A 12,119-nucleotide genomic window follows, 5' to 3' on the forward strand; every position below is an offset into this window, starting at 1 on the left:
GGTGTTGTCGCGGACGCCGCGTGAGTCGACGGGGCGTCCGGAGCTGACGGAGGCGGCGATCGTGGTCTCCGGTGGCCGGGGGGTGAACGGTGCGGAGAACTTCGGGGTGATCGAGGCTCTCGCGGACTCCCTGGGCGCGGCGGTCGGTGCGTCGCGTGCGGCGGTGGACGCGGGCTGGTATCCGCACTCCAGCCAGGTCGGCCAGACCGGTAAGTCGGTCTCGCCGCAGCTGTACATCGCCTCCGGTATCTCGGGCGCGATCCAGCACCGGGCGGGCATGCAGACGTCCAAGACGATCGTCGCGATCAACAAGGACGCCGAGGCCCCGATCTTCGACCTCGTCGACTACGGCGTCGTCGGCGACCTCTTCCAGGTCGTGCCCCAGCTCACCGAAGAGATCACATCCCGCAAGGGCTGACCCGCCCCCTTCCGGCACAGCCCCGACGGTCCGGGGCCGTGTGGTGCGTACCCACCACACGGCCCCGGACCGTCCTGTCGATGCCGACGTCCGCGTGATCCGCGGTGCCCGGGAACTCCCGTCCCCTGCTCTGCGACTACCTCAGCGGAGTCGCGAACAGCGATTCGGTCCGCACAGGTCGTCGAGGGTGGGATTTCGTTGAGTGGTCGTCGGACAATTGGTGGTCTTCTCGCCGTGGGCCTGCTCGCCACCGCCTGCGGCGGAACCGGCTCGGAGGCGGGTTCCGGCAGCCGCCCGCCCGGCTCCGCAGCCGGTTTCCCCCTGACCGTCGAGGACTGCACGGGAACCAGGACCACCTTCGAATCGCCTCCGCGGAAGATCGTGACCAGCAACGCCTCCGGCTTGGAGATCCTGCTCCGACTCGGCGCGGCGGACCGGATCATCGGAACGGGATTCCCTCCGGCGAAGGGCGCGCTGCCGGACGGCCTGGCCGCGCGGGCCGCAAAGGTACCGGTGCTCGGCAGAACGGTGATCCCCAAGGAGAAACTGCTGGGTTCGGGTGCGGACGCCTATCTGGAGACGTTCGGCTCGATGGACGCCATGGGCGGCGACGGCCTGGGCCCCCGGCGCGAGGAGTACAGGGCGGCCGGCATCAAGGTGGTGCAACTGCGGTCGACCGCCTGTGCCGCACTGCGCAAGGGGCCGCGCAACGACCTCTCCGAAGTGACGGACGACATCCGGCGGCTCGGAGCGCTCATGGGCACTTCGGAGCGGGCCGGCGTACTCGTCGACGGTATGGAGGCCAGGATCTCCGCGATCCGGCAGGCCCTGGGTGATCTGCCCGAGTCGCAGCGGCCGACGTACTTCGTCTTCGACTTCGACGGCGGTACCGGGCAGCCGATCGCGGTGTGCGGGAAGCAGGTGGCCAATGCGGTGATCACGCTGGCCGGTGCGCGCAACGTCTTCGGTGACTGCGACAGGGACTACAAGCAGGTCGGCTGGGAGGACGTCGTCGAGAAGAACCCCGACTGGATCCAACTGGCCGTACGCAGCCGGGGCAGCGCCGCGTCCGACGCCGAGGCGTTCCGCGAGGCGGAGAGGTTCCTCACGTCGTTCCCGGCGACGCGAGGGCTCGCCGCGGTGAAGGAGGGCAGGTTCGTGCGTCTGCGCTCCGAGCCGGTCACCATCGCCGGCGTCGGCAACGCGGACGCGGTCGAGCAGATCGCTCGTACGGTCCATGCCGACCGGTTCGAGGGCGGCCGGTAGATGACGGTCGGACAGGCGAACGACGGAACGGGCGGGCGCCCCGGCCCCGCCGGGCACGGTGCGTGGGGCGCGAAGGAGCCCGGAGGGCGCGGGCGGCGGCCTCTTCCGGCCCCGTTGGTGGCCGCCGCGCTCATGGTGGCGCTGCTGCTGGGGCTCACGGCGGCGGTCTCCTGGGGTTCCTCGCATGTGGCGGTCTCCGAGGTGTGGTCGACGGTGGGGCGCCGGATGTCGGGACGGGCCGCACGGCCGGGCACCCAGGATCTGATCGTGTGGCAACTGCGGGTCCCCCGGGCCCTGCTCGCGGCGCTCGTGGGTGCCGGGCTCGGCGTGGTCGGCACCGCCGTACAGGCTCTGGTGCGCAATCCGCTCGCAGATCCCTATCTGCTCGGCATCTCCAACGGCGCCTCCCTCGGCGCCGTCGCGGCGATCGTTCTCGGCGCGGGCACCGGGGGCCTCATCGGGCTGGGCGTCTCCGGAGCGGCGTTCGCCGGTGCTCTGGTCTCGTTCGCTCTGGTCTGGACGATCGCCCGGCGCGGCGGCGGCTTCTCGCCCCTGCGCCTGGTGCTGGCGGGGGTGGCGATCGGACAGTTCCTGTCGGGGTTCACCAGCTTTCTGGTGCTGCAAGCCGGTGACGAGCAGCAGACCCGGGGAGTGCTGTTCTGGCTGATGGGCAGCCTCGGTGGGGCGCAGTGGCGCTCGCTCGCCGTACCCGCGGCGGTCGTTGTCCTGGGGCTTGCCGTGCTTCAAGGACGGGCCAGGGCGCTGAACGCCTTGCTGATGGGTGATGAGACGGCGGCCGCGCTCGGAGTGGACGTGGTGCGGTTGCGGCGCGAGATGTTCGTGGTCACCAGTGTGCTGACCGGTGTGCTCGTGTCCGTCTCCGGGGCCATCGGATTCGTCGGGCTGCTGGTGCCGCACCTGTGCCGTCTCGTGGTCGGCGGGGACCATCGCAGGCTGCTGCCCGTGTCCGCGCTGACCGGTGCGGTGCTCCTGGTCGTCGTGGACACCGTGTGCCGCACCGCGCTGCCGGACCAGGAGCTTCCCGTCGGTGTGGTCACGGCACTGCTGGGTGCCCCCGCGCTGCTGTTCCTGCTGAACCGACGTCTGGAGAGCAGCGGATGAGAATCGACGTGCACGACCTCCGCGTCGCCTACGACGGCCGTACGGTGGTCTCGGGGCTGGATCTGATCGCGTCCTCGGGCGAGATCACCGGGCTGGTCGGTCCCAACGGCAGTGGCAAGTCGACCGTGCTGCGTACCGTCTACCGGCATCTGCGCCCGGCCGCCGGCCGTGTGCTGCTCGACGGTACGGACATCGCGACCCTGCCGCCCGCCGAGGCGGCCCGGCACATCGCCGCGCTGCCGCAAGAGCGCGGCAGTGAATTCGAATTGACCGTGCGCGAGATCGTGGCGATGGGCCGCACCCCGTACAAGCGCGCCTTCGCCGGTGAGAACGGAGCGGACCGCGACATCGCCGAGCGGGCCCTGCAACAGGTCGGTCTGGCCGGACACGGGAGCCGCCGGTTCTCCGCGCTGTCGGGCGGGGAACGCCAACGCGCTTTGCTGGCCAGGGCTTTCGCACAGGACACGGACGTCCTGGTGCTGGACGAACCGACCAATCACCTCGATGTGCGCCACCAGGTGGAGCTGCTGTCGCTGCTGCGGGCCCAGGGGCGCACGACGCTGATCTCGTTGCACGACCTGAACGCGGCGGCTTCGGTGTGCGATCGCCTGCATGTGCTGCACGACGGCGCGGTGGTCGCGTCCGGCACCCCGTCGGAGGTCCTCACGCCCGCGCTGCTGGCGGAGGTGTTCGGCGTGCGGGCGGCGGTGGTCGAGCACCCGCTGACCGGTGATCCGCTGATCGCCTTCGATCACCGGTCGGCGGTCTCGGCGGCGCCCGCTCCCCGGTGAGGCGCACGGCGCGGTCCGCACGGCACACTCCCGCGACGTACCGGCTTCGAGGAAGGCGTGGCACTGACGGAGCTGCTGTTCTCGCTCGCACCCGAGCGCCGGGATGCCTTCGTCCTCACTCAGGTGCTCGGCCTGGAGTACGCGGAAGCGGCCTCGCTCTGCCGTTGTCCGGTGGGCACGGTCCGCTCCCGGGTGGCGCGCCCGGATCGCACCGGCGGAACTGCTCCTCGCCGCCGAGCACGGGTCCGACGGCGAAGCCGGCTCAGCCGCCGTCGCCGGCGCGGGCCGTCCAGCGTTCCTCGACCTTCGCGATCCTCCAGTACGCCAACGCCACCGCCCACACCAGCACGAAGAGTCCGACGATCAGGTAGCCGACGTTGCCCAGGTCGAGGCCGGAGATCCAGCTCGTGACCGAGTCCCGGAGATCGAGCTTGTCGTGCAACACGGTGACCAGCTCGATCGTGCCGATGAGGAAGGCGACCGCGATCGACAGGCCCGTGATGGCGAGGTTGTAGAAGACCTTGCGTACGGGGTTGGAGAAGGCCCACTGGTAGGCGAAGTTCATGAACGTCCCGTCGAGCGTGTCGAACAGGCTCATCCCGGCGGCGAACAGCAGCGGCAGGCACAGGACCGCGTACCAGGGCAGACCGGCTGCGGCGCCGCTGCCTGCCATGACCATCAGGGTGACCTCCGTGGCGGTGTCGAAGCCGAGACCGAAGAGGAAGCCGAGCGGATACATCTGGCCGGGCCGGGTGACGGACCGGGTGAACCGGCCGAGTATCCGGTTCATGAACCCGCGCGAGTCCAGGTGCTGCTCCAGCTCGGCCTCGTCGAAGCGGCCTGCGCGCATCGCCCTGAACACGCGCAGAATGCCGGCGAGCGCGACCAGGTTCAATGCGGCGATCAGGTAGAGGAAGGACCCGGAGACGGTCGTGCCGACCACACCCAGCACCTGGTGCGCGCCCGAATCCTCGTTGATCAGTACCCCCGCGAGGCGCGCTCCCCCGGCGACCAGTGCCGCCATGGCGATGACCACGCTGGAGTGTCCGAGGGCGAACCAGAAACCGACCGACACGGGCCGTTTGCCGTCGGCCATCAGTTTGCGGGTCGTGTTGTCGATGGCGGCGATGTGGTCGGCGTCGAAGGCGTGCCGCATGCCGAGCGTGTAGGCGGTGATGCCCAGCCCGATGCCGAACGCCTTGGAACCGACCTGGTAGTGCTCCGGCACGACCAGCAGGAACAGCACTCCGAACGCCACCACGTGCAGAGCCGCAATCACCGCCAGCAGCCCCGCGGTACGGATGGTGTCCTCGCGCCGCCATGTGAACACGGCGGAGTCGGGCAGGGTCATGCGGTCACGCTCCAGCACCTCGTGGATGACTTCGTGAGATGCCGTGGCCGGTCTCCTGGCTGACGGGTTCGCTCGCGCTCGTGCCCGCCCCTGCCTTCCCGGCCGCGCTCTGCGGCCAGTGGCGTCAGTGGGACGGATACTCCCCGATCACAGTGGCGAGGGCCGCTCCGGCCTGAGACTCCTGGAGTCTTTCACCGGTCTTCCCGAACACCACGGCGCGCCCACTCTAGGTTCCCGCGAACGGCGCCTACAAGTCCGGTGGCGTGCGCAGCGGTTCCCTCCGGGTCGTGACCGCGGCCTCCGGGGAGGAAACGGCCCGGGGAACGCCCCCACTCCCTCGGCGCGAAGGGCACGGAGGGCGCGGAGGGTCAAGTCCGATTCCCGGCATACCGGCATACCGGAGCTCGTGACGCAGGACCGCACCATGGCGCACGGCCCCGCCATGGCGCACGGCCCCAGTCGTGTCAGCGGATTAAATCGCATGCCAGGGGCGTTGTTCCTGTTCAGCGCCGATTCGTAGAAGAGTGGAAGAATCGGGCAGATCTGGAGGCATGGCTGTGCACGGTGAGTACAAGGTCCCGGGCGGGAAGCTCGTCGTCGTCGATCTGGACGTCGAGGGAGGGGCGTTGCGCAACGTACGGGTGGCCGGGGACTTCTTCCTGGAACCGGACGAGGCGATTCTCGCGATCGACGCGGCGCTGGAAGGCGCTCCGGCCCACACCGACACCGCCGGGCTCGCCGCCCGGATCGACGCGGCCCTTCCCCCCGCGACCGTGATGCTGGGCCTCAGCTCCGAGGGCGTCGCCGTCGCCGTACGCCGGGCCCTCGCGCAGGCCACCGAGTGGAGCGACTACGACTGGCAGCTCATCCACGAGGCGCCGCAGCCCCCCGCGCTCCACATGGCCCTCGACGAGGTCATCACCGCGGAGGTCGCCGCCGGCCGGCGCCCGCCGACACTCCGGGTCTGGGAATGGGACTCCCCCGCCGTCATCATCGGCAGCTTCCAGTCCCTGCGCAATGAGGTCGACCCCGTCGGTACGGAGCGCCACGGGGTCACCGTCGTCCGCCGCATCTCGGGAGGCGGAGCCATGTTCGCGGAGCCGAGCAGCACCATCACGTACTCCCTCGCCGTGCCCCAGTCCCTCGTCTCCGGCCTTTCCTTCGCCGACAGCTACGCCTACCTCGACGACTGGGTCCTCGAAGCCCTCGGCGACATGGGCATCAAGGCCTGGTACCAGCCGCTCAACGACATCGCGACCGAGATCGGGAAGATCGCCGGAGCCGCCCAGAAGCGCGTCGTGGGTCCCGACGGCGGGCCCGGTGCCGTGCTGCACCACGTGACGATGTCCTACGACATCGACGCCGACAAGATGCTAGACGTCCTGCGCATCGGCAAGGAGAAGATGTCCGACAAGGGCACCAAGAGCGCCAAGAAGCGTGTCGACCCGCTCCGCCGGCAGACGGGTCTGCCGCGCGCAACCGTCATCGACAACATGATCGACTCCTTCCGGAAGCGCCACGGCCTCACCCCCGGCCGGGTCACCCCTGAGGAGATGGCCCGGGCCGAGGAGCTCGTACGCACCAAATTCGGTACGGCCGAGTGGACGGCCCGAGTGCCGTAGCCCCTGGGGCCGCGGCGCGGACAACCGCTCCCGGGGCGGCGGCGCACGGCCGGCTGCTCCCGGGGCGGTGGGCCCGGGACGCCCGCCAAACCGCGGCCACCCGGCGTTCACGTCGTCCGGAGACGGTGCGCCGGATCGATCGGGCGCCGCGGGACGGAACGAAGAACGCATGAAACGCCTCGGCGGGCGCCCGGAAACCCCCGACGGCGCGGCACGCCCCGTCCGTGCCCCGTGTCCGTACCCCGCCCGCGCCCCGCCCGTGCCCCGCGATCCAGGCAACGGACGTACCGAGGCTTCAGGCCCCCGTCGCCGGGAGTTCCTGCTCGGTCCAGATGATCTTGCCTTCGGGTGTGTAGCGGGTACCCCAGCGGCGGGTGAGCTGGGCGACGAGGAAGAGACCGCGCCCGCCCTCGTCGGTCGTCCTGGCATGCCGCAGCCGGGGGGAGGTGCTGCTGCCGTCGGAGACCTCGCAGATCAGGACGGACTGGCGCAGCAGCCGCAGCCGAATCGGTCCGGTGGCGTAGCGCACCGCGTTGGTGACCAGTTCGCTGACGATCAGTTCGGTCGTCATCTCCAGCTCCTCCAGGCCCCAGGCCCTCAGCAGGCGCGCAGTGCGGGCCCGGACGCCGGCGACGGCGGCCGGGTCTGGGGGCACGTCCCAGGAGACGACGTGGTCGGCGCTCAGCTCGTGGGTGCGGGCGAGCAGCAGGGCGACGTCGTCGGGCTGCGGTACGGGGAGCAGCTGCTCGACGACCGTCGCACACAGTGCGTCGAGGGGGAGGCCGCGCTGGGACAGGGCGGCGCCGAGGCGGGACATGCCGAGATCGATGTCCCGGTCCCTGCCTTCGATGAGGCCGTTGGTGTAGAGGCCGATGAGACTGCCTTCCGGCAGCACGATCTCCGCGGTCTCGAAGGGCATACCGCCCAGGCCGAGCGGGGGGCCCGCGGGCAGTTCGGGGAAGCTGACGCACCCGTCCGGCGCGACGACGACGGGGGGCGGGTGGCCGGCGCGTGCCATCGTGCAGAGCTGGGTGACCGGGTCGTAGACCGCGTACAGACAGGTGGCGCCGAGGACGGTCGTACCGCTCTCCCCGCCGTCGGGTTCCTCGTCGCTCAGGCGGAGCACGAGATCGTCGAGGTGGGCCAGCAGTTCGTCGGGGGGAAGGTCCATGTCGGCGAGGGTGTGCACCGCGGTGCGGAGCCTGCCCATGCTCGCGGCGGCGCTGATGCCGTGGCCGACGACATCGCCGACGACCAGGGCGACCCGGGCGCCGGAGAGCGGGATCACATCGAACCAGTCGCCCCCGACACCGTCCTTGGCGTCCGCCGGGAGGTACGAGGAGGCCACGTCCAGGGCCATCCCGCCGGGCAGTGTGTGCGGGAGCAGGCTGCGCTGGAGGGTCAGCGCCGCCGCGTGCTCGCGGGTGTAGCGGCGGGCGTTGTCCACGCACACCGCCGCCCGCGCCACCATTTCGCGGGCCGGCAGCACGTCGTCGGGTTCGAAAGGGACCAGGTTCACCGTGCGCACGAAGGTGGTCAGGCCGAGCACCGTGTCCCGGGCCCGCATGGGTACGGCGATGAGGGAGTGGAGGCCGAAGTCGCGGATGGACGCCGCCCTGGCGGGCTGTTCGACCGCCCACAGCCGCCTGACGGACTCGAGGACCGGAATCAGAACGGGTTCGCCGTCCCTGAGGAACCGGACGCCGTGGGGCGGGGGTACGGAGTCCACCAGCTCCCCGACCCGGTAGACCGCCTCCGGGCAGCCCTCCCGCACCGAACTCATCCCCGCGCGGCGCAGCTTCGGCCGGCCCGACGTGCTGTCGGTACCGGGGCGGGCGGCTCCCGTACCCGAGGAGCCCGAGGCGGCGAAGCCCGGACCCGCAAGGGCGGAAGAGGGAAGGCCCGTGGCGGAAGGACCCGTGCCGAGAGGCCACGGGCCGGGCTCCTCCGGGCTGGCGACCGGCTCCAGCAGGTCGACGACGACGAAGTCGGCGAACCGCGGCACTGCGAAGTCGGCCAGCTCCTGAGCCGTGCGCATCACGTCCAGGGTGGAGCCGATGCTGGCCCCGGCGTCGTTGACCAGGGCCAGGCGCTGCTGGGCCTTCCACCGGTCGGTGACGTCCAGGACCATGTAGCAGATGCCGGTGACGGTGTCGCCGCCGTTGGTCAGCGGAAAGAACGAGGTGGAATAGGCGCGCTCACGGTGCGGATCGGCCCAGCTCCAGCCCCGGTACTCGTAGTCGATGACGGGGACGCCGGTGTCCAGCACTCCGCGCATCAGGGTCTCTATGGCGTCGGCCTGCAGTCCCGGGAGCACTTCGGTCATCCGGCGGCCCACACGCTGTTCCCGCGGGACGCCGCCGATCCGCTCCAGGGTGTCGTTCACCCAGACGTAGCGCAGCTGCGGGCTCATCACCGCCATACCGATCGGTGAGCTGGTCAGGAAGGCGTCGAGCACGGACTGCCCGACCTCCCACTCCGGCCTGCGTTCGCGCCCGGAGACCAGGAAGCACTCCCGGCCGTCCAGGTGGAACGCGGCCGAGACCCGCAGATCCACGGTGACCCGCTGCCCGTCGCGCCGCCGCACGTCGGCGGCGCCGCTCCAGCCCACGCCCGCGCGGCACCGCTCGGCGATCCCCGCCACCCGCAGCGGGTCCTCGGGCATGGCGAGAAGGAAGTCGGCAAGCCGCCCGACCACCTCCGAGGCGTGGTACCCGAGCAGATCCTGTGCGCTGTGCGTCCAGCCGATGACCGTTCCGGTCCCGGCGACCACCGCGGTCGCGTCGTTCGCCGTGTCGAAGGAGTGCTGATCCGTACGGGGCTGCGACGGTTCGGCTCCGGGCACCGGCTGCGGGCCTGCGGACGCCATACTGGTCACCACCCCTCCACTCCGTTCCGCTCCATGATCCCGCCTTCGGCGCTCCCGTGCGAATGTCGGCGACCGCGGATCGGACGGGCCGGGGCCGCCGCGGTGCGGTGTCGGGAGCGGGGGTCCCGGGGTGCGCCGAGGCCCGGCTCGTACGCGAAGACGACGAGCTGCGCCCGGTCGCCGGGCAGCCGGTTCGGTCAGGGCGCGGCTGACGCGGGTCCTCGCGGTGAACGGGCTGAACACCCTGTGCGCGGCGATCTCCTCGTCGGTGGGACCGCGGGCCGCCGGTGCGCCGGCGTCGCGTTCCCGGCGGGTGAGGTTCTCGGAACCGGGCGCGGTGGTCCGGTCGGGTGGTCCGGCGACGAATCCGCCGATCAGAGGGCGGTTGAGGGCGGGCGAGAGCAGTGCGTACGGAGCCGCCGCCGGCCGGGGCTCGGCTCGGAGGGTGCCGCCGAGCGCGGTGACGCGCTCGCGCATGCCGGTGGGGAAGAGGGCGTTCGCGGCGACGCCCCGGCGCGGTGTCCGCTGCGGGCGGCGTGCACGGCGGCCGGCGCGGGGAAGGCCGCCCGGCTTCCCGGGTGCGCGTCAACCGCGTATCCGGACGGTGTGGCTGACGCGGGCGGGGGTACGGGCGGTCAGCGCCCACCGTCCCTCAGGGGGCGGGTGCGGGGGGCCGGTGCTCGTACCAGCGGCGGTCGGCCTCCAGCTGGGCGGCGAGGGAGATCAGCCGTTCCTCACTGCGGGAGGGGCCGAGCAGCTGGGCGCCGACGGGCAGCCCGTCGGTGGTGAATCCGGCCGGTACGTTGATGCCGGGCCAGCCCAGTACGTTCCAGGGCCAGGCGTACGGGCACGCCTCGGCCATCGTCACATCGGTGCGCCAGGCGCTCAGCCCGTCGAACCTGCCGATCGGGGGCGGGGGCAGGGCCGTCGTCGGGGTGAGCAGTACGTCGTAGCCGGCGCCGTCCCGGGAGGTGTGGAAGAACGCGCCGATCCTGCGGTGCTGGCGCACCTCGCGCTCCCTGGCCGCGCGCACCACCCGGCCGCCGAGCCGGGTGCCGGTGCGCAGGGCGCTGCGAGTGCGCGGGTCGAGGAGGGCGGGATCGGGGTGGCGGGCGGCGAGTTCGGCGATCCCGGCGGTGGCGCGGGGGACGAAGCCGAGACCGATCAGCCCGTAGCGGGGTCTGGCCTCCTCGACGTCGTGGCCGAGGCGGGCGAGGGCCTCGGCCAGCGCGGTGACGGCCCGCCGCACGTCGGGGTGGGGGGCGGAGCCGGTGAGGGTGAGCGGGGGGCGCCAGGCGAGGGCGATGCGCAGTCTGCCGGGGTCGCGGCGGGCGGCTGCCGACGCCTCGACTGACGGCGGGCGGTGCGGGTCGTCGGGGTGGGGTCCGGCGACCGCGTCGAGCAGCAGGGCGGCGTCGGCGACGGTCCTGGCCAGCGGACCGTTGACGGTCAGGCCCTGGAAGGCGTCGCTCTGCGGGTGGACGGAGATCCGGCCGCGCTGCGGTTTGATGCCGACGAGATGGGTCCAGGCCGCGGGGATACGGACGGACCCGGCGCCGTCCGAACCGAGCGCGGCGGGTACGAGCCCGGCCGCGACGGCGGCCGCGGATCCGCCGGACGAGCCGCCGGGAGTGTGCCCGGTGTTCCACGGGTTGCGGGTGGCGCCGAAGGCGGGGCCCTCGGTGAACGGCCACTGGCCCAGCTCGCAGGAGTTGGTCTTCCCGACGATCACGGCCCCGGCGGCCCGCAGCCTGCGTACGGCCTCGCTGTCGGCGGTGGCGGCGGGCAGGTCGCCGTCGCAGCCGAAGTAGGTCGGCATCCCGAGGACGTCGGTGTCGTCCTTGACCGCGACCGGCACCCCGAGCAGGGGCAGCCGCTCCCCCGCGGCGAGCCTGCGGTCGGCCTCGGCGGCCTCGGCCAGCGCGGCCTCGGCGCGCAGGTGCCGGAAGGCGTTGAGGGTGCCCTGGCTCTCCTCGATCCGGATCAGGGCCGCGGAGACCAGCTCGGTCGAAGTGGTGCGGCCCTCGGCCAGCTCCCGTGCGCTGTCGGCCAGTCCGGCCGGGCCGGCCGGTTCGATGATTTCGACGGCTTCCGTTGAGGACATGGGCTGCCCGCCTTCCTCGCATCGGCAGGTGCGCGCGCCCGCACCTGTACGCCCGAACGAACTTACCGGAGGGTAACGAGTCGTGGGCGGTCCGCTCAACCGTTCGGAGGAGAGCGGCCGGAGGGTGTCGGTGCCCCGTCCCGGGTCCACCGGCGGAAGTGGAGGGCAAACGCACTGGTGGGGGCACGTGGAAACGGGGTTCGAGGAAGGTTTCGAGACGCATCCGACGGTGCCCCTCGTCCCTCCGCCCCGGTACGGGCACCGGGGCGGAGGGACGGGGTTCCCGGCAGGGCCGGAAGTGTGCGCCGGGAGCGCTGGGCGAACCGCAACGGCCCGGTTCGCGCCCCGACGGCGCCGGCTCCCCTACGGCTGGACGCCGATCTCGCCGATCCCGGTCCCGAGGCCGGCGCGGTGCGCGGTGGACCGGCCGGACTGCCCCGGGTCGAGGGTGACGTGCCCACCGTCCACGTCCGTCGGCGGCGAACCCGGTGCGTCGGCAACCGTCCCCGGCCGCCCATGGCACAGAACGCGGCAGGGCATCACCCTGTGTACGCGCGGCGGCGGTGGTCCGCCGTC

8 protein-coding genes, 1 pseudogene and 1 riboswitch are annotated in these 12,119 nt (G+C 72.1%); of the genes and pseudogenes, 6 read left to right on the plus strand and 3 right to left on the minus strand.

The window, feature by feature from the left end; translation table 11 throughout:
* The 5 genes and pseudogenes from ACFVT1_RS34280 to ACFVT1_RS34300 all read left to right on the plus strand — a co-directional run.
* Positions 1-418: electron transfer flavoprotein subunit alpha/FixB family protein (locus tag ACFVT1_RS34280; RefSeq protein WP_389802798.1), on the plus strand; the 418-nt coding region annotated here is incomplete at its 5' end.
* Between the two features lie 234 nt (positions 419-652).
* Positions 653-1,684, plus strand: coding sequence for an ABC transporter substrate-binding protein (locus tag ACFVT1_RS34285; RefSeq protein WP_389802801.1), 1,032 nt, complete (start codon positions 653-655; stop codon positions 1,682-1,684).
* Between the two features lie 132 nt (positions 1,685-1,816).
* Positions 1,817-2,806 (plus strand): FecCD family ABC transporter permease, encoded by a 990-nt coding sequence (locus ACFVT1_RS34290; RefSeq protein ID WP_389802978.1) that lies wholly within the window; start codon positions 1,817-1,819, stop codon positions 2,804-2,806.
* Positions 2,803-3,597: an ABC transporter ATP-binding protein gene (locus ACFVT1_RS34295; RefSeq protein WP_389802804.1), complete on the plus strand. Its 795-nt coding sequence runs from the start codon at positions 2,803-2,805 to the stop codon at positions 3,595-3,597. The genes ACFVT1_RS34290 and ACFVT1_RS34295 overlap by 4 nt, the downstream gene beginning before the upstream one ends.
* A 42-nt stretch (positions 3,598-3,639) precedes the next feature.
* Positions 3,640-3,798: pseudogene (locus tag ACFVT1_RS34300) on the plus strand (sigma factor-like helix-turn-helix DNA-binding protein); the annotation flags it as partial.
* Positions 3,799-3,859: 61 nt separating this feature from the next.
* Here ACFVT1_RS34300 and ACFVT1_RS34305 read toward each other — a convergent pair.
* Positions 3,860-4,948, minus strand: coding sequence for a HoxN/HupN/NixA family nickel/cobalt transporter (locus ACFVT1_RS34305; RefSeq protein WP_389802807.1), 1,089 nt, complete (start codon positions 4,946-4,948; stop codon positions 3,860-3,862).
* A 27-nt stretch (positions 4,949-4,975) separates the two neighbouring features.
* A riboswitch (cobalamin riboswitch) is annotated at positions 4,976-5,178 on the minus strand.
* A 327-nt stretch (positions 5,179-5,505) separates the two neighbouring features.
* Here ACFVT1_RS34305 and ACFVT1_RS34310 point away from each other — a divergent pair.
* Positions 5,506-6,570, plus strand: coding sequence for a biotin/lipoate A/B protein ligase family protein (locus ACFVT1_RS34310; RefSeq protein ID WP_389802980.1), 1,065 nt, complete (start codon positions 5,506-5,508; stop codon positions 6,568-6,570).
* A 295-nt stretch (positions 6,571-6,865) separates the two neighbouring features.
* Here ACFVT1_RS34310 and ACFVT1_RS34315 read toward each other — a convergent pair whose 3' ends face one another.
* Together ACFVT1_RS34315 and ACFVT1_RS34320 are read right to left on the minus strand one after the other, a co-directional pair.
* Positions 6,866-9,439: a SpoIIE family protein phosphatase gene (locus tag ACFVT1_RS34315; RefSeq protein WP_389802983.1), complete on the minus strand. Its 2,574-nt coding sequence runs from the start codon at positions 9,437-9,439 to the stop codon at positions 6,866-6,868.
* A gap of 652 nt (positions 9,440-10,091) precedes the next feature.
* Positions 10,092-11,543 (minus strand): amidase, encoded by a 1,452-nt coding sequence (locus ACFVT1_RS34320; RefSeq protein ID WP_389802810.1) that lies wholly within the window; start codon positions 11,541-11,543, stop codon positions 10,092-10,094.
* Positions 11,544-12,119: the final 576 nt, after the last annotated feature.

Origin of the sequence: Streptomyces sp. NPDC057963 (assembly GCF_042887155.1) — a bacterium.
Lineage (GTDB): Bacteria > Actinomycetota > Actinomycetes > Streptomycetales > Streptomycetaceae > Streptomyces.